We start from the raw sequence: 26504 nt of genomic DNA, 5'->3' as shown, positions 1-26504 counted from the left end.
CGCAGCTTCATTTAATGGCCTCGACATAATGCTTAGTTATTACATGTATTATCAAAAACGCGAGCGCCCGAAATATTTATCGGCATTCTCTCTTGTTATTTGTAGCTTGGGTAGTGTGCTATTTAGTTCAACTTCAGCAGCTGAAGATCCTGAGCATGTCGAGTTCAGCGATTCTTTTCTCCGTTTCTCTGTAGATGCGGCGCGTTACAGTGAGGGCAATCCTGTTGCTCCGGGTGAGCGCAGCGTTGATATTTATCTGAATGAGCAGTGGATTGGGCGTCAGAATATGCGCTTTGAGTTACCTACGCCGGATTCTAAAGTTGCCTCCCCCTGTTATGACGCCACACTGTTTGCGGAATTAGGAGTTGATATCACACATATCACTTCTGATGTTCAACAGCTGCTTGAAACTACGGGGGTGTGCCTGCCATTGAGCAATCTCGTGGAAGGCGGCAATGCCATTTTTGATGAGAATACTCAGCGCCTGGATATTCAGGTTCCTCAAGCTTTTTTAATCCGTCAGGCCCGTGGCTATGTTAATCCCAAATATTGGGATGATGGGGTGACGGCGGCAACCTTGAAATATGACTACACCGGTTATCGCAGTAACCAGCACGATATCAGCAGTCAGACCTATCAATATCTGGGGCTGTTGGGCGGTTTTAACTGGCAAAGTTGGCGTTTGTATTACCGTAGTGCACTAAATCGTAGTGATAGCCAAGGATTTGATTATCAAAATCTGGCCACCTATGCTGAGCGCGCCGTGCCATCCCTGTACAGTAAAATGACGGTGGGTGATTCAAGCACTGATGGTCAGGTATTTGACAGTATCAGCTACCGCGGTATTGAACTGACCTCGGATGACCGCATGTTTGCAGATTCTCAGCGCGGTTATGCACCAGTGGTCCGTGGTATTGCCCGCACCAATGCCCGCGTAGTGGTACGACAGCAAGGCCAATCTATTTATGAGACCACGGTACCGCCGGGGCCGTTTGCCATCGACGATCTCTATCCTACTGGTCAGGGCGGCAATCTGAGTGTGACCATCACCGAAGCTGATGGTAGCGAACAGTCATTTGTCGTGCCTTTTACCTCTATAGCTGAATTATTGCGACCGGGAACCACGCGTTATTCCCTGATGGCCGGTGAGTATCGTGATAATTCAATGGTCGAAAAACCGGCTCTGTTTATGGGAACCGTGCGCCATGGTTTATCCAATCTGATTACGGGCAATGGTGGCGTAGTGGCGGCTGAAGGGTATCTTTCTGCTTCTGCCGGGCTGGCATTTAATACCTCCGTCGGTGCACTGGCATTTAGTGTGACACAGGCGCAAACCAAGCTACCGGGGGAAAGTGATCAAAATGGTCAGAGTATTGGTGTGACCTACGCCAATTCATTACCCGAAACCAATACCAGCCTAACCATTGCCAGTTACCACTACTCTAGTGATGGTTTTTACACAGCTTCTGAAGCTATGCGAATGCGTGACTATCTGCAGCACGGCGAAGTGAATAGAACGGTTTTCAATTCTAGCTTGCCAACGGATAGCACCAGCTACGATGACAGCTTTAAATATCGTCGTCGCAATCAGGCGCAAGTCAGCATTACCCAAGGTCTGCCCGAGGGTTACGGTGCGTTTTATGCCAACGCCAATGCGCAGGATTACTGGGGCGGGCAACGACGCGATATGAATTTCCAGCTTGGCTATAATAATAGTTATAAGTCACTGAGTTATAACGTGGCCCTTAACCGGTTACGCAATATGTCTAGCGGGGATTGGGATAATCAGTTGAGTGTCTCTTTCTCTATTCCATTGGGCAGCAAAAATGGCTCACCGCGTTTGAACACCAGCTATACCAGTACTCGCGAGAGCAGTTCGATACAAACTGGCGTGTCAGGTTCTGCGGGAAGTGATAGTCAATTTAACTATGGTGTTTCGGTTGCGAATAATCGTACTGACGAGAATGGCAGCTATAACACTCTGGGCGTGAATGGTAATTGGCTGGCACCGAAAGCTACTATTGGTGGCAGTTATTCGAAAAGTAATGATTACGATCAGGTCAGCGGCAGTGTGTCTGGTGGTGTTGTTGCTTATCGCGGTGGTGTGATATTTGCCTCAACGTTGGGTGATACCGTTGGCATTATCGAGGCACCGGATGCGGCAGGGGCGCGAGTGACCAATTATTCAGGTACCCGCCTTGATAGCCGAGGTCGGGCGATTGTGCCTTATCTAAGCCCTTATCGACAAAATGATGTTGAACTTGATCCGAAAGGTTTGTCGTCAGATGTGGAATTTAAAACCACCAGTCAGCGGGTTGCTCCAACCGCGGGCGCAGTGGCGTTGATGAAGTTTGAGACTTCCAGCGGTTATTCGATTCTATTGACCGGGCATCGGGCGGATAGCACGCCACTGCCTTTTGGTGCTGAAGTAAAAGATGCTAATGGTATTGGTGTAGGCTATATCGCTCAGGGCGGGCAAGCCTTGGTCCGGGTGCATGAGCAAGAGGGCCATCTGCGCGTCATCTGGGGTGAGGGTGCAGGTGAAAATTGTGGATTTGATTATAAATTACCCGGCGGCGCTGTGGCTCAGGGAGAATTCCGGCAGTTAGAGGTGATATGCAAATAAATACTATCGGAAGACAGGAATACGATAATGATGCAACGTAACTTTTTGCCCTTGAGTTCAGCCCTATGGGCTGTAATTGCCCGCTGGAAGCCGCTGTTTTTAGGTGGTTTACTGCTGCTGGGTTATGCCGGAGTGGCCAGTGCCGAGGGGGTGTATGCTAACTGCGCGCGTAACAGCGGTTATTATCAGTATTTCGATACCACGTCGCTGGAAATAGGTAAAGACAGTATCGTCGGTAGTGTGATTGGCCCTTGGATCAATTCAAATAACTCTACCGCCTGGAATTGCACGCCTAATAGCAATTATCAGCAACCAATTACTTTTAGCGTGCAGGGCTATCCACCCTATGGGGTAAACAGCAGTATCAGCACCGATGGGCAAACTTATAATGTTTATAACGGCACTGGCAAGACTGGCTTGGGGTACATTGCCCGCTGGCGTTTTAGCCTGAATGGTAAAACCACTAATTGGCAGCCGTTAACTATCGCCACTGGGGGGCAGCAAACACATTCTGAGTCGATCGCCATCAGTTACAATGCCGGGGTCAAATTCTATCTGGGGCTTGATGTCCAGATTCGTTTCGTCAAAACCGCTACAACCCTGACCAGTGGCACGATACCGTTGTTCGACCCGACTTATATGCGCCATGTGCAAATCTACAATAACGGCACGCCTGCGGTCGGTGATCTCACCTATATGATTACCCAGTTTAAAGCCGGGAGTTCAATTGCCGCAGCTGGCGGCACTTGCACGACGCCCAATGTGACGGTGAATTTGCCCGAGGCTTCAGTCAGTGATTTTCATGGGGTTGGTTCTAATGCCGGCCGCAAAACATTTAATCTGGCATTCAACCAATGCCCAGCCGGGTTGGCCAGCATTGGTTACAGTTTTGCGGCCACGACGAAAGTGCTTGATGCTACGAATGGTGTAGTGGCACCGAATGCAAGCTCCACAGCCAGTGGTGTCGGCATCCAACTATTACGTGGTACGGGTACACCGGTGACCTTTGGTACGGTTTATCTGCTGGATAACTACGATGCGACCTCAAAGGCCAACTATCAGGTGCCAATGCAGGCCGGGCTGTTTCAAACCGGCAACTCGGTGGGTGCCGGTAGTGCTAATAGCGAAATCACTTTCACGCTGAATTATAAGTAGGACTACTATGTCAGCTTCTCATCGTTGGGGCTTAAACTTGAAAGGTCGATGGTTAAGTGGTTTGCTACTCGCCAGTGCGATGGCCTTGTGTAGCCAGATTCCAGCAGCGCATGCCGAGATCTATCTGGGTGCTACGCGTTTGATAGTCAACGCCAAAGATAAAGAAGCGACACTGAGAGTGGTTAACGAAGGCCGCTCAGCGGTGCTGCTTCAGATCTGGGTCGATCTTGGCGAAAGTGAAGCGCCACCAGAGAAAATCACCACGCCTTTTATTGTGTCCCCACCGATTTTGCGTCTGGATGGCACGCGCTCACAACGTCTTAGAGTCTTATTTACCGGCAGTGGCACACCACTACCCAGTGATCGTGAATCGGTATTTTGGCTAAATGTACTGGAAGTCCCACAGAAGGTACCGAACAATGCTGCCAGCCAAATGCAGATGGCCTTCAGAACGCGGATCAAATTATTCTATCGACCGCAGCAGTTGCAGGGAATAAGCACCGCCACTATTCAGGAACAACTACGTTTTAGCCTGATAAAACAAGGAAATAAATCTGCGGTACTCGTTAGTAACCCCACACCTTTCCACCAGACGTTGCTCGAAATCTCACTGGGGCGCGATAAGAGCCAGATTGTCGCGAGTGTCGTCCCCGAAAGCGGCATGATTAATCCTAAAGGACAGGATAGCTTTGTTTTGGAGCAAACCAAGGGCATGGTGACTGCTGGAATGAAGGTATTTTACTCGGTGCTGGATGACTTTGGCACGGTGGTGACGGCTGAGCAGCTATTGCAGCCCTGATGGGCTGAGTACTCAATCATAACCGCTGACTCGACGCTACTTTCCGCGGCAATAATGGGCTGGCAATAGTCGAAGAAATGAAATCAAGAAAATTCCTATAAATCAATCTGATAGATCTGGTTTTCGCCTCATTTTTCCTGTTGGTCTCTTCGGCCACAAGTGATACCTTTCTAGAATCATTTGGTGTGGAATATTCAAATACCGCCGCACCAGACAATTGCTGACTTTTTCAGGGTCAATACACAGGTGTATTTATGACGCTTTATGATATTAAACCGCGATTTCAGGCGTTACTGCGCCCGTGTTTGGCTTGGTTGCACCGGCGGGGGATTACGGCAAATCAGGTCACATTATTTACCCTGATTGCCTCATTAGTGGTTGGCTGCTTATTGCTATTATTTCCAGCGCGGATGATGTTTATCCTACTGCCCGTGTTCCTGTTTTTCCGTATGGCGCTGAATGCTATTGACGGCATGTTGGCGAGGGAATTTAACCAGCAATCTCATCTAGGGGCTTTATTAAATGAGATTGGCGATATTGTCTCAGATGCGGCGCTCTATCTGCCTTTCGCTTTACTGCCTTTTGCTCGTCCGGAGCTGGTGATATTAGCGGTATTTCTCGCCTTACTGAGTGAGTTTTGTGGTGTTATGGCCCAAACATTGGGCCGCCCACGCGGGTATCAGGGGCCGATGGGGAAAAGTGACCGCGCACTGTTATTCGGTGCTTATGGGCTGGCAATTGCCCTATGGCCACAGGCTTTGGCGTATTCCGGATGGTTGTTTGCGCTGGTATCCATATTACTGCTATGGACCTGTATTAACCGCTGCTGGGCAGCACTAAAGCCAGAGGCATAATATGAACTCGACTCTTGTTGTCAGTCTGTCCGTCATTTTTGCTTTATTAGCCGTAGCCAGCGTCACTATTTTGGTCTTGATATTGCGCTACCCACAAAAAGACTGGCTGGAATTACGCCAGCGTATTACCAGTTGGTGGCTGATTATTATTGTTTTTGCCGTCGCTATGGTTAGCCCAAAATGGCTGTCGCTGGTTATCTTCGGTTTTATTAGTTTTTTGGCATTAAAAGAGTTCCTGACGCTTATTTCAACTCGTCGCTCTGACAATATTCCTTTGCTATGGATGTATCTCGCTATCCCGATTCATTATTTATGGATTGGAATGGGTTGGTACGGCATGTTTGTTATTTTCATCCCAATTTATGCTTTCTTATTCTTGCCGATACGCATGGTGATGATTGGTGATACCCAGGGCTTCTTGCATGCGGCATCCAATATGCATTGGGGGTTGATGACCACGGTATTTGCACTCAGTCATGTGGCATTCCTAATGGTATTACCCGGCGGTATTGGCGGGCAGGGCGCGCTGTTAGTGGTGTTCTTGGTGGCATTAACCGAACTGAATGATATTGCTCAATACTTATGGGGGAAATCATTAGGCCGCATCAAGGTTACGCCGAAAGTTAGCCCAAATAAGACGCTAGCCGGTTTGCTGGGCGGAGTGGCAACCACCATGGTATTAGCGGGTATTCTGGGGTCACTATTAACACCGATGAACCTCGCGTTTTCACTGCTTGCCGGGTTACTGATTGGTTTAACCGGGTTCTGCGGTGATGTGGTGATGTCAGCAGTTAAACGCGATCTTGGGGTGAAAGATTCAGGCAAATTATTACCTGGTCACGGTGGCATTCTCGACCGGCTGGATTCCTTGATCTATACCGCGCCGCTATTTTTCCATTTCATTCGCTATTTTTATTATTGAGGGCTAGCCGTGAACCGACTATTGCGCTGGATTTTTACGCTGTGTGTGGCGTATCCGGTAGTGCTGGTATGGCTGGGGGTTTCTGTCTGGCAGCGAAAACAACTGCCCCTCAAAGGGCCGGCAATTGTGGTGGCAAACCATAATAGCCACTTAGATATATTGACGCTGTTTACCTTATTCCCCTTATCGACGTTGTCACAAGTTCATCCGGTCGCGGCAGCGGATTACTTTCTACGTAACCGCGCCATTGCCTGGTTCGCCATTAAAGTGATTGGCATTATTCCGGTAACCCGTGGTGGTGCAGCTAAGGGCAGTGACCCTTTGGCGGGCTGCATTGAAGCGCTCTCCAATAACAAAATTGTGATTCTGTTTCCTGAAGGAACCCGTGGCGAACCGGAAAAGTTCTCCGAATTTAAATCTGGTCTGTGGTATTTGAGCCGCCAATTTCCCAGCGTACCCATCACTCCGGTGTATATGCATGGACTAGGGCGGGCCATGGGAAAAGGACAGCGCATCCCAGTGCCATTCTTTATTGATATCTATGTTGATAAACCTTTCTATTTTCATGATGACAAACAGATATTCCGAACTGAATTACAGCAACGCTTTATCGCCCTGCAACAGCTCGCAACAAGGAAAATGCCGTGACTCAAGGAAATCGTATTGCTCAGGAACTGACATTTACCACCAGTGACAATGTCGCGCTATTTTATCGCTGTTGGCCGGCGCAAAATGGCCCAGCTAAACGGGTCATCGTGCTATTTCACCGTGGCCATGAACATTCAGGACGTCTACAGCATATTGTTGATGAATTGATGCTGCCGGATGTGACATTTTATGCATGGGATGCCAGAGGGCATGGTCAGTCGCCGGGGGATCGTGGCTATAGCCCAAGTCTGACTCGTTCGGTACAAGATGTTGATGAGTTTGTCCGTTTTGCCGCCACTGATAGCCAAATCGCGATGCAAGATATTATGGTGGTGGCGCAGAGTGTGGGGGCGGTACTGGTTTCGACGTGGGTACATGACTATGCGCCAAAAATTCGCGGAATGATTCTGGCGTCACCGGCATTTAAGGTAAAACTGTATGTGCCGTTTGCTCGCCCGGGATTAACCTTAATGCACCGTTTCCGCGGGCTGTTTTACGTTAAATCTTATGTCAAAGGTAAATTCCTGACCCACGACGCACAGCGTGTTGCCAGTTTTGATAATGACCCTCTGGTCAGCCGCCCAATTGCGGTCAATATTCTGTTAGATCTCTACCGCGCTGCCGACCGAATTGTGCAGGATGCTGCGGCCATTACCTTACCGACACAATTACTGATTTCGGGTGACGATTTTGTGGTCCATCGCGCGCCACAGCAACAATTCTACCAGCGGCTGAGTAGCCCGGTGAAAGAGCAACATATTTTGCCCGGTTTCTATCACGACACCTTGGGTGAAAAAGATCGCCAACTGGCGTTTGATAAAATGCGTATTTTTATTGAGCGCCTGTATACCGAAGAACTGCCTCGCCACAATTACCGCTATGAAGATCGCTGGAGTGCCAGTGCGGACAGCTATCGCGCACTGCAAGTGCCACTAAAACCCTATTCTGCTGAAGGATTATACTATCGCGCATTGCGCTATGGCATGAAGACATTGGGCAGCAGTGCTACCGGGGTACGTTTAGGGTTCGAAACCGGTTTTGACTCTGGCAGCACGCTGGATTATGTCTATCGCAACCAGCCGGAGGGCAAGAACAAGCTAGGAAAGTATCTTGATCAGCAATATCTCAACAGCATTGGCTGGCGCGGCATTCGGATGCGTAAAGTCCATCTGCAACAGACAATCCAAATGGCATTGACGCAACTGCGTGATAAAGGGATGCCACTGCGCATTGTTGATATTGCCGCAGGTCATGGCCGTTATGTGTTGGATGCCCTGACCGAGCAACCTGATGTTGAACAAATCCTGCTACGTGATTATAGCGAGCTGAATGTAGAAAAAGGGCAGGCCATGATTGCGCAGCGCAATCTGGCTGAAGTGGCCCATTTTGAAAAAGGCGATGCCTTCGACCGGGACTCTCTGGCGAGTCTGACGCCCAACCCTACACTGGCGATTGTTTCTGGCCTGTATGAGCTATTCCCGCAAAACGAGATGGTTGCGGCGTCATTGGCTGGGCTGGCAGCGGCGGTTCCGCCCGGCGGCGTGCTGGTCTATACCGGGCAACCTTGGCATCCACAACTGAAGATGATTGCCCGTGCATTGACCAGCCATCAGGGGGGCCAGCCGTGGGTAATGCGGGTACGCAGTCAGGGTGAGATGGATACGCTTGTCGAGCAGGCCGGTTTTGATAAATGCCATCAGTTGATTGACGAGTGGGGGATTTTTACCGTGTCGCTGGCGGTACGTCGTGCGCATGACTGAGGTTGATAGTCTGGTAAGCCGCAGGCAGCTCTGGCGACGAGCTGTGCTGTGGCTATTGTTGCTGGCCCCGCTATTTTTTATCAGCTATGGTCAGACCAACCATTTCACCGCCAGCCGTGTTGGCGTGGGCAGTGTGGTATATGGCTGGGAGCACCATATTCCTTTTTTGCCTTGGACGATTGTGCCCTATTGGAGCATTGACCTGCTCTATGGATTGTCACTCTTTATCTGCACTTCGCTACGAGAGCAAACTCGACATGCATGGCGCTTGGTGATGGCCTCGCTGGTGGCCTGTCTAGGCTTCCTATTATTCCCACTCAAGTTCAGTTTTGTTCGTCCAGTGACTGACGGGCCATTTGGGTGGTTATTCCAACAGTTGGAAATGTTTGACTTACCTTACAACCAAGCACCTTCATTGCACATCATGCTGGCCTGGTTGTTATGGTTGCGCTTCTGGCCACACTGCCAAGGGACATTGCGTTGGTTAATGAGTGGCTGGTTTGCATTGATTGCAATATCAGTGCTGACCACTTGGCAGCATCATGTGATTGATATTGTCACTGGATTGGCGGCGGGTGTTGTTGTCAGCTATTTGATCCCGATAAATAGCGGTTGGTGTTGGCAGCGACCGCGTCGTCCGGCTCTGAAGCTGGTGCTCTGGTATGGTGGTGCAGCGATACTGGTGGGCAGTTTGGGTCTGTGGCTGGGCGGTGGCTGGTCTATACTGGGATGGTTAGCACTGGCTCTGCTTGCGGTGGCTGCTGGCTATAGCGGTTGGGGCGTGGGTGTGTTCCAAAAGCAGCAAGATGGCCAGATTTCATCTTCAGCCCGCTTGCTATTATGGCCTTACCGGCTGGGGGCGTGGCTCTCGATGTATGGCTTTACCCGCCGATTGCCCCAAGCGGTAGAAGTTGCGGACGGCGTATTTATTGGCAGTTACCCGCGAGTACCGTTAGCGCAGGCCAGTGTATTGGATGTCACCGCAGAATTTAGCCGCAGCCATAACAGCCACCATAAAGCCTATATATGCTGCCCATTGATGGATTTAGTGGTGCCGACGCAGAAGCAATTGGCCCAGGCAGTTGCGAGCCTTGACCAACTCCAGCAGCAACAGGGGACGGTGTTGGTTCATTGTGCGCTCGGTATGTCGCGCAGTGCATTGGTGATTGCGGCATGGTTGTTAGATACGCAACGAGTCGCGACTGTGCAAGCGGCGGCTGAGCTATTGCAGCAAGCTCGCCCACAAGTGGTGTTGCAGCCGCAGCATTTACACGCACTCGCGCTATGGCAAAAGAGGAAAACAGCATGCTAAATCACCCCGTCGCCGGGCAGGTGTTGACCATTCATCTTGCCAGTTGGCGTTATCTGGCTGCCTTAACGCTGCCACCTATCATCTTTGCCCTATGGGGCGCCGATAGCATGATTGCCGCACTATTATTACTGCTTGCCGGTGTTACCCATTATTACTGCTGGCGTTTATGGCTTGATGAGCGACTTTTTGCTTTGCTGTATACCAGTGAGCCGCAAACAGCGGATTTTGATATGGCGTTACAGCAATTATGGGGCAGAAAGCCAGTGAATGGGCGCTCTCTCGACTCGCGCTGGCGCGGGGCAACTAAGCTATTGCATCGCGCTATGTTTAGCACTTTATTATTGTGGCTGGTGATGGTCAGTGCGCCGTTGATTGACTTGTTTTGGACTGGCATAGGCAAAATCTAGCAGGCTTTGCAGCCTGCCGGCGATGTAAATTCAGATCGTGGGTTCTTGATTACCTAGCTGTGTGACGACCAACTCCACCTGTTGTTGCTGCAAGAGTGTCACCATATGAGAAGGGGGCGGCACATCAGTGAACAGCGCGGTGGCTTTGGCGACATTGCCAATTTCAACTGCGGCAGAAGCATGGAATTTGGTATGGTCAGCGGCCAGTAATATATGGCGGGAATGCGCCATCATCGCTTTCACCACCGTGGCCTCATTGACATCAAATTCGAGTAGACTGCCATCAGTATCAATGGCCCCCATGCTGGTAATCAGATAGTCAGCACGAAATCCCTCAACAAAAGAAACCGCGCTGGGGCCAATAATGCCGCCATTATTAGGCCGTAATGTTCCTCCCGGCACCATTACTTCAAAGTCAGTATTTTTATACAAAATATGCGCCACCCGCAGACTGTTGGTGATAATACGCAAATGGCTATGATTCATCAATGCACGGGCAATATGTTCAACGGTGGTACCAATGGTGATAAACACGGTGGAACGGTCGGGAATATAATCAGCAATCGCCTCAGCAATCGCCATCTTCTCTGCGGTATATGAAAGCTCGCGTTGCTCAAAAGCGGTATTCACGACACTAGAAGCACGCCCGGCACCACCGTGATGGCGGGTAATTAGCCCTTGTTCGCTAAGCTTGCGGATATCTCGACGCACAGTCTGAGTCGAAACATCCAGCAATTGCGCCAATTCATCAATGTTCATATAACCCCGATTGGCGATCAGCTGAATCAGTTGATCGTGACGTGGGTTCCCGGTCAGTTCGGTCAGACTCATGCTTAGCTCTCTCTCATTCATCATACTATTGTTTATTTTATACAAAATGCGTCAGGAAAGAGTCAGTTTGATCACAATCAGGTATACCGGCGCGCCCGCCTGGGCGGGTACACTTCAAAGCCGCGACGGCATTAGCATAACGCACTGCCAGCGCAATGGTACTTTTTTGCCCCAGAGCAACTGCAAGAGCACCATGAAAAACATCCCCCGCACCGGTGGTATCGACCACATCCACCTCAAAGCCAGGCTGATGTTGCTGCTGCCCGCCTTCTAACCAATAACAGCCTTTTTGACCTCGGGTGACATAGACATGTCCGTTTGTGTCATTTGCGGCGAGTAGCAGTGCCATATCAGTGTCATTTTCTCCTGTCATCCGCAGTAGCCCGGGTTCGGAGAAGGCGGCGTGATCGGCCAGAGCCACCAATGGGCGGATATCTTGTGGCGTAACATCGGCATCAAGCAAGGTTGTTACGCCAGCCTGACGCGCCAAGGTAAATGCTGTCAATACTCCCTGATGCCAGCGGACATCCGCGAGCACCACATCATAGTGACTGAAGTCTATCTTCGTTAACCATTGGGCATCGTCCGGTAAATCGGGGCTGGGGTGGTTGATGATAATTCGCTCGCCATAGTTATCGACCAATATGGCTGATTGCGATGAGCGGGCATTGGCGTAACGGCGACTCAACGCGGTGTTCACCCCATAACTTTCTAGCTCTGCCAGTAGAGCATTGCCGGTGGCATCATCACCAACCCGGCCAATAAAATCGACCTGTGCACCCAATCTGGCAGCGGCCACCGCTGCTGTTGCTGCTGGCCCACCGCCAATTTCACGATAGTCATGGGCGATATATTTCCCACCACCATCAGGCAGCTCTGCCAAGTAATAGAGGCGGTCCTGCACCGTAATTCCTACACATGCAATCCGGGTCATGGTTCTGAGTTCCTTATTTAGCCAAAAAAGGGCTGTTGATCACGATGTGACCATTTTAATTCGTTCAAATGTTAAAAGAGTGACGAATGTCAATTTTTTGACTATAAATTACAAATACGATCAAAAACAGACAAAACATTCCAATTAAGTAGTGAAAAATGACATTGAGTGACAGGAGGAAATAATGGCACAGGTAGCATTCATTGGGTTAGGGCAAATGGGAACTCCCATGGCGCGCAACCTGATTAAACAGGGACATCAGTTGCATGTTTTCGATATTAGCCCCGCAGCCGTCGCGGAATTAGTCGCTTTGGGGGCGACAGGGTGCCGCCATGCCGGGGAGGCGGCTGAAGGCGCGGAGTTCGTTATCACAATGCTGCCTAATGGTGATCTGGTGCGTGAGGTGCTGTTCGGTACGGATGGGGTATGCAGCCGTTTATCGCCAGGCGCACTGGTGATTGACATGTCGACCATCCACCCATTGCAGACTGACCGTTTGGCACAAGAGATGCAGGCCAAAGGGTTCAGTTTTATGGATGCCCCGGTAGGACGCACTTCCGACCATGCACAGGCGGGGACTTTATTAATACTGGCGGGGGGAACGCTGCTACAGGTTGAGCGGGCCACCCCACTGTTGATGGCGATGGGGTCTGAGTTAGTCAATGCGGGAGGGCCGGGCATGGGGATCCGTGTCAAGTTGATCAACAACTACATGAGTATTGCACTCAATGCACTGTCGGCTGAGGCCGCAGTGCTGTGTGAAGCGCTGGGGCTGTCTTTCGATGTCGCACTGCAAGTCATGAGTGGTACACCCGCGGGTAAAGGGCACTTCACCACAACTTGGCCCAATAAAGTACTCAAAGGCGATTTAACGCCGGCATTCATGATTGATTTGGCACACAAAGACTTAGGTATCGCTCTGGATGTTGCAAACCAGCTACACGTCACGATGCCAATGGGGGCAGCATCGCGCGAAGTATACAGCCAGGCGCGAGCCAATGGGCGTGGACGGCAGGATTGGAGTGCGATTTTACAACAAGTTCGCAGTCAGTCTGGCTTGTAGTTAACTAAATGATTTTTAATTTATTTATTATTGAAAAGCGGCTGAAAGCAGCGCGTAGAGGGAAAGAAAATGCCTTATGTATCCGGTAATACCTTAATTCAACATGCTTGGCAGCATGGCTATGCCATCGGTGCTTTTAGCGCCCACAATGCTGAAACCATCCGCGCCATTTTGTTGGCAGCGCAAGAAGAGCAAGCCCCCATCATGCTGCAAATCGGGCAAAAAGTGATAAGCGTCATGGGGCTAAAACCGATGAAAGAGATGGTCGATGCTTTTATGCATGACATCACGGTGCCGGTCTGTATCCATCTCGATCACAGCCGCAGCTTTGAACAGACCATGGCGGCGGTTCAGGCTGGTTTCCAATCGGTAATGTTTGACGGCTCCCATCTTTCATTTGATGAAAATGTGCGAATTACCCGCGCTGTTGCTGATGTTGCCCGTGTATTGAATATCGGTTCTGAAGGTGAGATCGGCAAGATTGGTGGTACTGAAGACGACATCTCAGTTGATGAAAAAGACGCATTAATTACCAGCTGTGATGAAGCACTGAAGTTTGCCGAACTAACCACGGTCGATTATCTGGCGGTGTCGATTGGCACTGCACACGGAATCTACAAGCAAGAGCCGAAACTGGCATTTGAACGCTTACAGGAAATCCGCGAAATCGTTAAAAAACCTATCGTGCTGCACGGGGGCTCTGGTGTGCCAGATGAGCAAATTCGCCGTGCGATTACCTTGGGTGTCGCCAAAGTGAATGTCGATACCGAATTGCGCCAGGCCTTTACCCAAGGGGTCATCGAGGTACTGAGTCAATCTCCTGACGAGTATGTTTTAGCTGTTTCTTTGGGCCACGGGCGAGATGTTATGCAGCAGAAAGTGATTGAAAAAATCCGTCTATTTGGCAGCCAAGGCAAAGCCAGCGCATTCGCCAGCTAACAGCGACACGAAATATGAGGTTGAGGTTATGACAACAATTCAACGCCAGTCATTTGGCGAGCATCAGGGGCAGGACGTTTCGCTGTTTACACTGACGAACCGCAGCGGGATGAAGCTCTGCGTCACCGACTATGGCTGCATTATCACTCAGCTTTGGGTGCCAGATCGACAGGGGCAGTTGGAAGACGTGGTAATGGGGTTTGATGATTTGAAATCCTATCAGGCTGGTCATCCATTCTTTGGTGCCATTGCCGGTCGTTGTGCCAATCGCATTGCCGGTGGGCGCTTCAATATTGATGGGCAGGAGTTTCTGCTCGCCACTAATGAATTGACCACCGGACAGCATTTACACGGCGGCATTCGTGGGTTTGATAAGTATGTCTGGCAGGCGCAGGAGGATGGTGACGGCATTATTTTTAGTCGCACTTCAGTTGATGGTGAAGAGGGATATCCGGGGAATTTGCAGGTACGCCATCGTATCGGTCTGACGGAAGATAACGTGATGACCTTCAGTTTTGAGGCTCAGACCGATAAACCGACGGTGGTCAATTTGGTCAACCATAGCCACTACAATTTGCGTGGTCATACCCATCTGATTCATGACCAACAGTTGAAAATTGAAGCTGACTTTATGACACCGGTGGATGAAGCCAGCATGTTGCCGACCGGAGAGATAGTGCGGGTCGCTGGCACGGCATTCGATTTTCGCCATGCTCGCCGTTTGGGAGATGCCATGCTGGCGCGGCCAGCACAAGATTTCGATGTTAACTATGTTCTGAAAAAAAACCATGCCCTGAAAACAAACTATTCCCAGCCCAAAGACAATTTACCGATGAAAGAATGCGCCAGCTTACAACCGGCGGCATTAATGATTTGTCCGAATTCTGGTCGGGTAATGGAGGTCCATACCACATTGCCGGGTATCCAGTTTTACAACGCTTTTAAGCTTTCCAACAAGATATGGAATGGTAAGTCGGGGCATCGTTATCAAGCATTTTCAGGAATATGTCTGGAGACGCAAGCCTTCCCCGACAGCATCCACCATGAGCATTTCCCTGATGTTGTTCTACGTCCAGGGCAACAATATTACAGCTGTACCGAACACCGTTTTAGTGTTGTCGCCTGAGCAGCGCCAACCCATAAGTTATTAAATTCACTGGAAGCAATATGATGAATAAAAAAGCAAAAGTGGGCGTGTTGGCCTTAGGCCGCAGTACTTTCGATGTGCCCTACGCACAAGAAATGTTGGCTTTGGCGTGGAGCACTTTGTCCACGATGGATATCGAATTAATTGGCGAGGCGGAATTACAGTTTGATGCCGAGTCTGCGCTACAGGCCTTACCAGCACTGAAACGGGCCAATCTTGATCTGTTGCTGATCTTGCAAGTGACATTTACCGATGCTTCGCTGACTTGTGAAGTGGTGCGCGATTTTCCGGTTCCCACCGCGATGTGGTCTTTCCCGGAGGCTCGTACTGGGGGACGCTTGCGGCTGAACTCTTTTTGTGGCGTGAATTTGGCTTGCCATGCGCTGAGCCGGGAAAATATCAAAGTGCAAACGGTGCATGGTCTGCCGAACGATGCCCGTGTCGTGGGGGAGCTGCAACAATTAGCCCAAGCTGCCGCTATCGTTAACCGCTTTAAACGCGCCAAAGTGATGGTCATTGGCGAGCATCCATTGGGCTTTGATGCCTGCAATTATAACCAGCAACAACTGACACAACACTTTGGCGTGAGTGTCGATCGCCAACCGGTACTGGCATTTATTGATGAAGTGAAAGCGTTACCGGACAGTGTGGCTGACGCCCCTTATCAACGTCGTGCTAAAGATTTCCCTAATCTGGCAGAGATGGATCAAACCGCTACCTGCAAAACGTTAAAGGTTTATTCCGCCTTGCGTGAGAAAGCCCAGCAGGAAGGTTATTGCGGTATTGCGGTGCGCTGCTGGCCGGATTTTTTTACCGACTATGGTTGTGCTGCTTGTGGCGCGTTGGCATTGATGAATGAAGACAAAGTGCCTTGCGGCTGTGAGGCCGATATGTTCGGTGTGCTCTCCTCATTAATGGCGCAATGGGCTTCTGGTAATGCGGCGTTCAATACCGATCTAGTGGATATCGACCCACAGAGCAATGGCGTGGTGTTCTGGCACTGCGGTCAGGCTCCCATTGAAATGGCTGACCACGATGGGCCGGTGCGGGCAACCATCCATTCCAATCGCCAGTTACCTCTGCTGTCCGAATTTGCCCTCAAACCAGGCCGAATCACGTTATGTCGAATCACCCAGGGTGAGGGCAAGTTGCGCCTAATGCTCGCCGGGGGCGAGATGATCAAAGCGCCATTGGCCTTCTCAGGTACTGCCGGAACCGCCCGACTGGATATCGATGCTGATAGTTACCGCCAACGACTGCTGGATGCGGGGATGGAGCACCATACCTCGCTGGTGTACGGCGAGCATCGTCCGCTACTGCGTAAGGTGGCTCAGTTACTCAATCTTGAGGTTATCGAACTGACTTAATTGGGCGATTTTGATCGCCAACCGTTCGGATGACAAGGTATCTGGCCCGTGCCGGATACCCTAACAAAATCAACAGCATTTATATCTTTTGGGGATTTTATTATGACTTATCAATCAGGCGGTCAGCCGGGTCTGGAATTAATCGAACAGAGTGACGGTTTTACTCTCTTATTCCAACAGCGACTGCTGCTTAAACACAGCCAGCAGGTACCTTGCTTATGGATTGGCCGCGGTAAAGCCGATATCGACATGTTCCGCGGCAATTTCAGTATCAAAGATTGCTTAAGTGAAAAGCTGGCTCTGACCGATGCGGTTATTACCGCCAAGGGGAAGGGGTGGGATATTCATTTCAGCCGCGGGGAGGTGGCCGAAGCCCAGTTGCATATTACGCTTGATGCCGCCGGACGGTTGGAGATGACACTGAGCAATGGAGATAAAGACAATAACCGCATGTGGCTGCGACTAGCCGCACAGGAAGAAGACCATATTTACGGCTGTGGCGAGCAGTTTTCTTATTTCGATTTGCGCGGCAAGCCATTCCCGCTATGGACCAGTGAACAAGGCGTGGGGCGTAATAAACAAAGCTATGTTACCTGGCAGGCGGACTGCAAAGAAAATGCCGGTGGCGACTATTATTGGACATTCTTCCCGCAACCTACCTTTGTCAGCAGCCAAAAATATTATTGCCACATCGACAACAGCTGCTACATGAATTTCGATTTCTCGGCTTCGGATTACCACGAACTGGCGATTTGGCAAGATAGTGCAGTGCTGCGTTTTGAATGCGCCGACAGCTATATCGGCCTGTTAGAAAAACTGACCGCGCTGCTGGGGCGTCAGCCAGAGTTGCCAGACTGGGTTTATGACGGGGTGATTCTGGGCATTCAGGGCGGCACTGACGTGTGCCAACAAAAACTGGATGTGATGCGCGAACATGGCGTGAAGGTCAGTGGTATTTGGGCGCAAGACTGGGAAGGCCGCCGCATTACCTCATTCGGTAAGCGCCTGATGTGGAACTGGCGCTGGGACAGCGAACTGTACCCGGAACTGGATACCCGGATTCCACAATGGAAAAAAGAGGGGGTACGCTTCCTCGGCTATATCAACCCCTATGTGGCAATTGAAAAAGAGCTCTATGCCGAAGCCGCCGAAAAAGGCTATCTCACCAAAGATTACAGCGGCAATGACTATCAGGTGGAATTTGGCGAATTCTATGCTGGGGTGGTTGATCTAACTAAACCTGCCGCCTACGACTGGTACAAGGAGGTCATTAAAAAGAACCTGATTGAATTTGGTCTTGATGGCTGGATGGCAGACTTTGGTGAATACCTGCCGACCGATACTCTGCTGGATAATGGTGTCGATGCCGAAATTATGCATAACGCTTGGCCAGCCCTGTGGGCTAAGTGCAACTACGATGCGCTGGTTGACACTGGCAAGTTAGGTGAAATTCTGTTCTTTATGCGCGCAGGCTACACCGGCAGCCAGAAATACTCAGTCATGATGTGGGCGGGTGATCAGAACGTTGACTGGAGTCTGGATGATGGTCTGGCATCGGTTATCCCTGCGGCCTTATCTTTGGCAATGACTGGGCATGGCCTGCATCACAGTGATATTGGCGGCTACACCACATTGTTTGATATGAAGCGCAGTAAAGAGTTGCTGATGCGCTGGTGTGAATTCTGCGCCTTTACTCCACTAATGCGTACTCACGAAGGTAATCGGCCGGATGATAATTGGCAGTTTGATCACGATGTTGAAACCATCCGCCAGTTTGCGCGCATGACCCACATTTTTGCTGCATTGAAACCCTATATCAAACAAGCGGTGGCACTGAATTCACAATCAGGCCTACCTGTGATGCGCCCTCTATTCCTGCATTACGAAGATGATGCGCATACCTATAACCTGAAATATCAGTATCTATTTGGTCGTGATCTGCTGGTAGCACCGGTCTATGAGGAAGGCCGCAGTGACTGGACGTTGTATCTACCACAAGACAGTTGGGTCAACTTGTGGACGGGTGAGCCACATTGCGGTGGGGCAGAAGTGACTGTCGCCGCACCTATGGGGCAGCCGCCGGTGTTTTATCGTGCGAGCAGTGAATGGGCCGAATTATTTGCATCATTACGGGTGTTATAACACAGGTAGAGGCCTGCCAGAAGCGGGCCTTTCAGGAGAGTCACCATGAGTGAAATACATCAAGACCCGGTCAAACTGATACTTCCGCTACGCGAGAAATTCTCCTACGGAATTGGTGATGTAGGGTCAAATCTGTTGTTGTGCGTGGGTACGTTATATTTACTGAAATTTTATACCGATGTCTTGGAAATCCCTGCCGCTTGGGGGGGGCTAATTTTCCTTATTTCCCGCTTCTTCACGGCATTTACTGATATTGGAACCGGCGTGATGCTCGATAATCGCCGTAATATCGGGCCAAAAGGTAAGTTTCGTCCATTTATTCTGTATGCCTCTATGCCGGTGGCCCTGCTGGTGGTGGCTAACTTTATAGGCACACCATTTAGTATTACGGGCAAGACGATTACCGCCACATTAATTTTTATGAGTTTTGGCTTGTTTTTCAGCATGATGAACTGTTCTTACGGTGCAATGGTGCCAGCGATGACCAAAAACCCGCAAGAGCGTGCTCAGCTTGCCGCCTGGCGTCAAGGTGGGGCTACGGTGGGGCTATTGCTGTGTACTGTGGGGTTTGTGCCGATTTTGTCGCTCTTTGAGGGACGGGCGCAAACGGGCTACCTGGTGGCTGCGGCCATCTTCGCCTTCGTTGGCATGCTATGTATGTGGTGGTGCTACTCCGGTGTGAAAGAGCGTTATGTTGAGTTACCCAAGCCAGGAGCTGCCAAGCCGGGGTTATTGCAATCTTTCAAAGCGATTACCGGAAATAAACCCTTGTTTGTTCTCTGTATTGCCAATCTGTGCACTTTAGCAGGTTTTAATATCAAACTGGCGATCCAGATTTATTACACCCAATACGTGCTTAACGATGTGACGTTGCTGTCCTACATGGGGTTCTTCAGCATGGGCTGCATTTTGCTGGGGGTACTGCTGGTGCCTACAGTCGTGAAGCGCTTTGGTAAGAAAAACGTCTATTTGGGGGGCTTGAGTCTGTGGATTCTGGGCGATGCCATGAACTACATCTGGGGCAATACCTCGACGCTGTTTGTCTTGTTCTCTTGTCTGGCATTCTTTGGTACAGCATTTGTTAACAGTCTGAACTGGGCTTTGGTTTCTGACACCGTGGAGTACGGTGAGTGGAAAACAGGCGTGCGCTCTGAAGGGACGGTTTATACCGGCTTTACTTTCTTTCGCAAGATTTCCCAAGGGCTGGCTGGCTTCTTCCCCGGCGTCATGTTGGCTTATATCGGCTATGTGCCTAACGTGGCACAAGGAGAAAGGACGCTGGAGGGCTTAACTCAGCTTATCTTCCTATACCCTTGCGCGCTGGCGATTTTGACCGCACTAACCATGGGACTGTTCTACCATCTGACCGAAAAGAACTACATCAAAATTGTCACCGAGCTGGAGGCGCGCAAACGCGATGTCAGCCCAGCAGTTTAGTGTTGCCGATATTAATCAGATGGATTAACACTGCCCAAACCCTACAACCCGCTTATGGCAGGCTCCGGTGCGAGTGATATTTCACCGGAGGTAAGCGGGTTAAAAAAATAATAAGGACCTGTCAGATGTCGAATTCAACTTACCAGGACTCCGTGACACTCAGATTGCCGTTACGGGAGAAAATAGCTTACGGAATGGGGGATTTTGGCTCTAACCTGATGTTGTGCATTGGGACTCTGTATTTACTGAAATTCTATACTGATATTCTGGGGCTTCCGGCTATTTATGGTGGCGTCATCTTCTTGATCGCGAAGTTCTTTACCGCCTTTACCGATATGTTTACCGGCGTGCTGTTAGATTCTCGCCGTCATATTGGTGCCAAAGGCAAATTTCGGCCGTTTATTTTATATGCTTCGCTGCCGGTAGCATTGCTGGCAGTGGCAAACTTTCTCAATACCGGTTTTAGTCTGAATATCAAAACTGTACTGGCGACAATATTGTTTATGCTATTCGGCTTATTCTACAGCTTGATGAATTGCTCTTACGGGGCGATGGTTCCGGCCATGACGAAAAACCCGAATGAGCGCGCCCATCTGGCAGCTTGGCGTCAAGGCGGAGCAACAGTCGGGTTATTATTGTGTACTGTTGCTTTTATGCCGATCCAGCTGCTTTTTACTTCCTCACCTGAAATCGGCTATTTGGTTGCAGCGATAATATTCGTCACTTTCGGTTTAGTTTGTATGTGGTGGTGCTATTCCGGCGTCAAAGAACGTTATGTGGAACCGGTGTCGGTGCACCATAAGCCCGGTATTTTTAAATCATTCTGCGCCATATTTAAAAATCCACCGCTACTGGTACTCTGTATTGCTAACCTGTGTACGCTGGCGGCATTTAATATCAAACTGGCTATTCAGGTTTATTACACGCAATACGTACTACAGGATATCCATTTGTTGTCCTATATGGGTTTCTTCAGTATGGGCTGCATTTTGATTGGCGTGCTGCTGGTCCCGACTGTAGTAAAGCATTTTGGTAAGAAAACGGTCTATCTCGGTGGCTTAATGTTATGGGTTTTGGGGGATGTGTTGAATTACGTCTGGGGCACCAGCTCAGTAACCTTCGTGGCTTTCTCCTGTATGGCTTTCTTTGGCACCGCCTTTGTGAATAGCCTGAATTGGGCATTAGTCTCCGACACCGTAGATTACGGCGAATGGAAAACCGGTATTCGTGCAGAGGGGTCGGTATATACCGGATATACGTTCTCTCGTAAAATTTCAGCCGCTTTGGCCGGATTTCTACCCGGTATTATGCTGACTCAGATTGGGTATATTCCGAACGTGGCACAATCTGCGTCAGTACTGGAGGGGTTACGCCAACTGATTTTTATCTACCCTTGCACTTTGGCATTAATTGCCGCCATTACCATGGGGCTGTTTTATAAACTTAATGAGCAGCGCTTCGTTAAAATTATTGCTGACTTGAATTTGCGTAAAATGGTCACAGCAGAGTGACACTGTTTCTCCATTAAAGACTGACATGCTGTTATTTCGATTGTGTTATTTCTCTGCCATATATTTATGGCAGAGGCGTAGCCATGATAATTATTTGTCAATTTTCATGATGTAAGAAAAATAAAAAAACCTTCATTTATTGTTCTCAATAGGGATTTGTCATGAATAAATATAACTCAATTGTCTTGATTGCCTCATTAATAAGCTCTGCCAGCACATTTGCCGGTAGAGCCTATCTTGAAACCCGGGAAGCATACAATACGGCATCTGAGCAGCATGAAGTCATTCTACGCGGTGGGTATAACTTCGATAATGGTTCCGGATTAATGTTAACAAATGCTTATAATGCGGGAAGGCTGGATCAGTTAAAACACAGTTATAATGAGCTGGAGGGTTGGTATCCACTCTTTAAACCTACCGATAAGTTTACTATTTCCCCTGGCGGACTTATTAATTCTAACAGCGCGGGATCGGGGGGTTCTGGGTATATAGATTTTAATTATAAATTTTTACCCGTTTTTAATTTAACTGCACGCTATCGCTATAATCATAATAATTATGAGTCAAAAGATCTTAATGGTGATTATGCTCATAATGATACTCATGAATTTGCGACCTATTGGAATTTCAAACTGACAGATGCCCTGTCATATACTCTTGAGCCTCACTATTTTGTCCGGGTCAATGATTTCCACGGCAAAAATGGTAAAAGCTCTCATTGGGAAATCACCAATAAATTCAGCTATAAAATCGATACTCACTGGATGCCTTATTTTGAGTTGCAATGGCTGGACCGTTGGAATGAATATAACCGTGAGCAGTACCGCTTTCGTCTAGGGTTACGCTATACATTCTGATAATTAATGCTATTACCATCACAAAAAAAGACGGCACCGCTAAGTGCCGTCTTAGGTTACTGATTCAGAGAACTGAAAAGGCTAGCTGTCTTTTTTCTTACCAAAAATCTTCAGCAAGGCACCGACGGCACAACCAATAACGACACCCAGAATAACCCATTCAGTAAATGACATAATCAAACCCTTTCATTTGTTTGGCCTGATTATATAAATTATTCCCAGCTTGTCTATGTCAGGCCATCTCCGCTTTTATAGCTTTGCCAGCATTTCTCGGGTGACAAGGACAATGCCGTTGTCTGAACGATAGAAACGACGGGCATCTTCATCGGCATTTTCACCAATGATCATCCCCTCAGGAATGGTACTGGCACGATCAATTACGCAGCGCTTCAAGCGACAAGAGCGGCCAACATTGACGTCGGGTAGCAATACGCAAGAATCAATATTACAGAATGAATTGACGCGAACACGGGAGAACAACACGGAGTTAACCACCACGGATCCGGAGATAAAGCAGCCGCCGGAAACCAACGTATTCATGGTCATGCCATGGCTGCCAGAGCGGTCCTGAACAAATTTTGCGGGTGGTAGTGGCTCGGCATAGGTACGTATTGGCCAATTAGGGTCATACATATCGAGCTCAGGTGTGATGGCGGCCTGATCGAGGTTAGCTTGCCAATAGGCATCCAGTGTTCCGACATCCCGCCAATAATCAGGGGCATCAGGCGATGTGGAAACACAAGACAGAGAGAACGGATGTGCCCAAACATGGCCCTGTTCAGTGATTTTTGGCAGAATATCTTTACCAAAATCATGGCTACTGCTTTCGTCCGCATGATCGCTCTCAAGCAGGCCAAACAGGAACTCGGCGTTAAACACATAAATCCCCATACTGGCTAGACTACGGTCTGGCTTACCGGGCAGTGTCGGCGGGTCTTCAGGTTTCTCCCAGAACATTTTCACTTGCAGATCTTCGGATACTTCCATTACGCCGAAGGCAGTTGCTTCTTCCTTTGGCACTTCAATGCAAGCTACGGTGCAGGCTGCGCCACTCTCTACGTGGTCCAACAGCATGCGTGAGTAATCCATTTTATAAATATGGTCCCCCGCCAAAATCACTACGTATTCAGCGCGATAGCGGCGGATGATATCCAGATTCTGGAACACCGCATCAGCAGTACCGGTGTACCAATGCTCTCGGCCTTGACGTTGTTGCGCCGGTAATAAATCAACAAACTCATTCATCTCTTCACTGAGAAATGACCAACCATGCTGGATATGTTGTACCAAGGTATGGGACTGATACTGCGTTATCACCCCGATACGACGAATTCCTGAATTAAGGCAATTAGATAGTGCGAAGTCGATAATGCGGTATTTTCCACCGAAGTGAACTGCCGGTTTTGCCCGGACAGACGTAAGGTCTTTAAGGCGTGAGCCGCGGCCCCCGGCAAGGATCAGGGCTACAGCTTTATTGGGAAGTTGTCTGGCCGACATAACTCTGTCGATATCGCCTGCTTTCCGCATGTCAGACTCCTTATGATTTGTCTATTGGATTATGGGTTATATCCATCAACCCTACGGCGCTAGCTATGGACCGGATAGTGGATCTGTCTGGCTCCTCCTTAAGTATAAGCATTGTTAATTACATAATCGGCTAATTATCATTCTAACAATGAGAAGCGAATCAAGTTTAGCGCGTCCCAACACAAAATTTTTTCATGTTAGCCCTTCGTCTACCAGGGGTATGCCTGTTTGTTGCTTTAGTACATTGTGAGGTGAGTTATCGTCGACCATACTCGATAGGGCAAAAATATTCGTAGTTTTAATAAGGATATAAAATTATGACAGTAGCAAAAAAACCTCTGCGGTTCGCCGCACTAACTTTGATGCTAAGTAGTTTTACTATCAGTGCTGCGCCAGTTGTCGCACAACCTGGCGGTTACACTTTGGAGCGCGTGGTGATTTTGAGTCGCCATGGGGTTCGCTCGCCGACGAAACAAACACAGCTAATGAATGATGTAACACCTGACAAGTGGCCGCAGTGGCCTGTAAAAGCGGGCTATTTAACCCCTCGCGGGGCGCAATTAGTGACGCTAATGGGCGGATTTTATGGTGATTATTTCCGCAGTCAGGGGTTATTACCTGCGGGATGTCCGGCTGATGGCGCTATTTACGCACAAGCGGATGTTGACCAACGCACCCGGTTAACCGGGCAGGCATTCCTCGATGGCGTCGCTCCGGGTTGCGGCTTGAAGGTCCATTATCAGGCTGACTTGAAAAAAATAGACCCACTATTTCATCCGGTTGATGCCGGGGTTTGCAAGTTAGATTCGGTACAAACTCATAAGGCAGTTGAGGAGCGGTTGGGGGGGCCATTAAGCACATTGAGCCAGCGCTATGCCAAACCTTTTGCTCAGATGGGCGAGGTGCTCAATTTTACGGCGTCACCTTATTGTAAAATGTTACAACAAAACGGAAAAACTTGTGACTTTGCCACTTTTGCCGCCAATAAGATTGAGGTGAATAAAGCAGGGACGAAAGTCTCATTAAGTGGGCCACTGGCGCTGTCATCCACATTAGGTGAAATTTTCCTGTTACAAAACTCACAAGCGATGCCGGATGTTGCCTGGCATCGGCTCAGTGGGGCCGAAAATTGGGTTTCTCTACTATCGCTACATAATGTGCAATTTGATTTGATGGCTAAAACACCCTATATCGCCCGCTCTAAAGGCACTCCGTTGTTACAGCAGATTGACACCGCGTTAGTGCTACAACGCGATGCACAGGGGCAAACACTCCCATTATCACCACAAACTAAAGTACTTTTCCTCGGCGGGCACGATACCAATATCGCCAATATTGCGGGTATGCTGGGGGCTAATTGGCAGTTGCCGCAGCAACCGGATAATACGCCGCCAGGAGGGGGATTGGTATTTGAGCTTTGGCAAAATCCTGAGAATCACCAACGCTATGTAGCGGTGAAGATGTTTTATCAAACGATGGACCAGCTAAGAAATGCCGATAAATTAGATCTAAAAAATAATCCGGCCGGGATTGTTCCTGTGGCCATAGAAGGTTGTGAAAATAGTGGTGAGAACAAACTTTGTCAGCTTGAAACTTTCCAAAAGAAAGTAGCCCAAGTGATTGAGCCTGCTTGCCATATTTAAACTGAGCTTATCCGGTGGCCGAGAATAGCTGCCGGATAAGTTAATCAATCTTGGTTATAAATGAAATTTGCCTTTGTCATAATTACATTTTGTTATTAAATGGTTTTTTGATAATTACTGTTATTATATAAATGACAATGACCGGAGCAACCGAGTAGATAGAGGTTAGCTCCGGTATATAAGTATCGATACTAATAAATTGAGTTTCTAACCTACCAATATTCTATGTAGGGAAGATTATTAGCCGAGTCTGACTAAATCGAAAGGCACATAGCGCTCGCCAGTTTGCTGTAATTCTACCACCGGCTCACGCTCAGCTTGTACTGGTGCCAGACCTTCCGCATGGATAGCTTTCGCTACGTCGATCTCCCCGGTTTGCGCGACCATTACACGTTTGCCTGGGATAATTTGGTTTCTGTTTCTGTCATAGACTTTAACCATATTAACCTCCAATAGTTATCCGATAAGGTTCAACAACTATCGAGTGCAACATTCGCACTTAATATCAAACCACTATCTAAGATATATACCTATAGCCAAAACAAAGATGAATAGCTAAATAACTGCCACACACAGGCTACGCTCGATGAGGTCAATTTCTTTGCCTCAGGTCAAACTATTAT

At 49.0% G+C, this 26504-nt stretch carries 22 protein-coding genes; 18 read left to right on the top strand and 4 right to left on the bottom strand.

From position 1 onward, the window contains the following. The first annotated feature begins 43 nt into the window (after positions 1-43). From FTA96_RS07600 to FTA96_RS07560, 9 genes are all read left to right on the top strand, one after another. Positions 44-2626, top strand: a complete 2583-nt coding sequence (locus FTA96_RS07600; protein ID WP_391592624.1) for a fimbria/pilus outer membrane usher protein — start codon at positions 44-46, stop codon at positions 2624-2626. 27 nt (positions 2627-2653) lie between these two features. Further along, positions 2654-3781: a fimbrial protein gene (locus FTA96_RS07595; protein WP_050134715.1), complete on the top strand. Its 1128-nt coding sequence runs from the start codon at positions 2654-2656 to the stop codon at positions 3779-3781. Between the two features lie 7 nt (positions 3782-3788). After that, on the top strand, positions 3789-4580 hold the full coding sequence (locus FTA96_RS07590; protein ID WP_050151330.1) for a fimbrial biogenesis chaperone: 792 nt from the start codon (positions 3789-3791) through the stop codon (positions 4578-4580). 254 nt (positions 4581-4834) lie between these two features. Then, on the top strand, positions 4835-5434 hold the full coding sequence (locus FTA96_RS07585) for a CDP-alcohol phosphatidyltransferase family protein (RefSeq protein WP_050106732.1): 600 nt from the start codon (positions 4835-4837) through the stop codon (positions 5432-5434). 1 nt (position 5435) lies between these two features. Next, a complete protein-coding gene (locus tag FTA96_RS07580) occupies positions 5436-6356 on the top strand; it encodes a phosphatidate cytidylyltransferase (RefSeq protein WP_145537919.1) in 921 nt (306 codons plus the stop codon). A gap of 9 nt (positions 6357-6365) precedes the next feature. After that, on the top strand, positions 6366-7004 hold the full coding sequence (locus FTA96_RS07575) for a lysophospholipid acyltransferase family protein (RefSeq protein ID WP_050121917.1): 639 nt from the start codon (positions 6366-6368) through the stop codon (positions 7002-7004). Further along, entirely contained in the window at positions 7001-8764 is a 1764-nt protein-coding gene (locus tag FTA96_RS07570) for a bifunctional alpha/beta hydrolase/class I SAM-dependent methyltransferase (RefSeq protein WP_145573523.1), read from the top strand. Before FTA96_RS07575 ends, FTA96_RS07570 begins: the two co-directional genes overlap by 4 nt. Next, positions 8757-10076 carry a phosphatase PAP2/dual specificity phosphatase family protein gene (locus FTA96_RS07565; protein ID WP_145573521.1) on the top strand — a complete coding sequence of 440 codons (1320 nt, stop codon included), beginning with the start codon at positions 8757-8759 and terminating at the stop codon, positions 10074-10076. Before FTA96_RS07570 ends, FTA96_RS07565 begins: the two co-directional genes overlap by 8 nt. Continuing rightward, positions 10070-10483: a hypothetical protein gene (locus tag FTA96_RS07560; RefSeq protein ID WP_235896042.1), complete on the top strand. Its 414-nt coding sequence runs from the start codon at positions 10070-10072 to the stop codon at positions 10481-10483. The genes FTA96_RS07565 and FTA96_RS07560 overlap by 7 nt, the downstream gene beginning before the upstream one ends. A gap of 30 nt (positions 10484-10513) precedes the next feature. Here the strand turns inward: FTA96_RS07560 and FTA96_RS07555 are convergent, their stop codons facing one another. Both FTA96_RS07555 and FTA96_RS07550 read right to left on the bottom strand, forming a co-directional pair. Then, entirely contained in the window at positions 10514-11314 is an 801-nt protein-coding gene (locus FTA96_RS07555; RefSeq protein ID WP_050106727.1) for a DeoR/GlpR family DNA-binding transcription regulator, read from the bottom strand. Between the two features lie 37 nt (positions 11315-11351). Continuing rightward, positions 11352-12248 (bottom strand): sugar kinase, encoded by an 897-nt coding sequence (locus tag FTA96_RS07550; protein WP_145573519.1) that lies wholly within the window; start codon positions 12246-12248, stop codon positions 11352-11354. 184 nt (positions 12249-12432) lie between these two features. Between FTA96_RS07550 and yihU the strand changes: the two genes are divergently transcribed. From yihU to ompL, 8 genes are all read left to right on the top strand, one after another. Continuing rightward, complete coding sequence (gene yihU / locus FTA96_RS07545) at positions 12433-13311, top strand: sulfolactaldehyde 3-reductase (protein ID WP_050134727.1); 879 nt, start codon at positions 12433-12435, stop codon at positions 13309-13311. A 69-nt stretch (positions 13312-13380) separates the two neighbouring features. Beyond that, the gene (locus FTA96_RS07540; RefSeq protein ID WP_050106724.1) at positions 13381-14250 is read left to right on the top strand and encodes a class II fructose-bisphosphate aldolase; all 870 of its coding nucleotides are present in this window, start codon (positions 13381-13383) and stop codon (positions 14248-14250) included. Positions 14251-14278: 28 nt separating this feature from the next. Beyond that, positions 14279-15376 (top strand): aldose epimerase family protein, encoded by a 1098-nt coding sequence (locus tag FTA96_RS07535; protein ID WP_145573516.1) that lies wholly within the window; start codon positions 14279-14281, stop codon positions 15374-15376. 41 nt (positions 15377-15417) lie between these two features. Beyond that, a complete protein-coding gene (locus FTA96_RS07530) occupies positions 15418-16764 on the top strand; it encodes an L-fucose/L-arabinose isomerase family protein (RefSeq protein ID WP_235897442.1) in 1347 nt (448 codons plus the stop codon). A 102-nt stretch (positions 16765-16866) separates the two neighbouring features. Then, the gene (locus FTA96_RS07525) at positions 16867-18906 is read left to right on the top strand and encodes an alpha-glucosidase (RefSeq protein WP_145573514.1); all 2040 of its coding nucleotides are present in this window, start codon (positions 16867-16869) and stop codon (positions 18904-18906) included. A gap of 45 nt (positions 18907-18951) precedes the next feature. After that, on the top strand, positions 18952-20343 hold the full coding sequence (locus FTA96_RS07520; protein WP_145507344.1) for an MFS transporter: 1392 nt from the start codon (positions 18952-18954) through the stop codon (positions 20341-20343). 125 nt (positions 20344-20468) lie between these two features. Next, positions 20469-21854 carry an MFS transporter gene (locus tag FTA96_RS07515; RefSeq protein ID WP_050106720.1) on the top strand — a complete coding sequence of 462 codons (1386 nt, stop codon included), beginning with the start codon at positions 20469-20471 and terminating at the stop codon, positions 21852-21854. Positions 21855-22015: 161 nt separating this feature from the next. Then, positions 22016-22711, top strand: coding sequence for a porin OmpL (gene ompL / locus FTA96_RS07510; protein ID WP_050134735.1), 696 nt, complete (start codon positions 22016-22018; stop codon positions 22709-22711). 249 nt (positions 22712-22960) lie between these two features. On the opposite strand, the gene glgC is transcribed toward ompL, so the two are convergent. Next, a complete protein-coding gene (gene glgC, locus FTA96_RS07505) occupies positions 22961-24238 on the bottom strand; it encodes a glucose-1-phosphate adenylyltransferase (protein ID WP_050121922.1) in 1278 nt (425 codons plus the stop codon). Positions 24239-24555: 317 nt separating this feature from the next. Here glgC and FTA96_RS07500 point away from each other — a divergent pair, with 317 nt between their 5' ends. Next, positions 24556-25881 carry an AppA family phytase/histidine-type acid phosphatase gene (locus FTA96_RS07500; protein WP_145573513.1) on the top strand — a complete coding sequence of 442 codons (1326 nt, stop codon included), beginning with the start codon at positions 24556-24558 and terminating at the stop codon, positions 25879-25881. 240 nt (positions 25882-26121) lie between these two features. On the opposite strand, the gene ydfZ is transcribed toward FTA96_RS07500, so the two are convergent. Further along, positions 26122-26322 (bottom strand): putative selenium delivery protein YdfZ, encoded by a 201-nt coding sequence (gene ydfZ, locus FTA96_RS07495; protein ID WP_032910764.1) that lies wholly within the window; start codon positions 26320-26322, stop codon positions 26122-26124. Between the last annotated feature and the right edge of the window lie 182 nt (positions 26323-26504).

It is taken from the genome of Yersinia alsatica (assembly GCF_902170305.1).
Classification (GTDB): Bacteria; Pseudomonadota; Gammaproteobacteria; order Enterobacterales; family Enterobacteriaceae; genus Yersinia; species Yersinia alsatica.
Note: the sequence above shows the minus strand (reverse complement) of the source record. Positions and strands in the feature narration are given on the sequence as shown.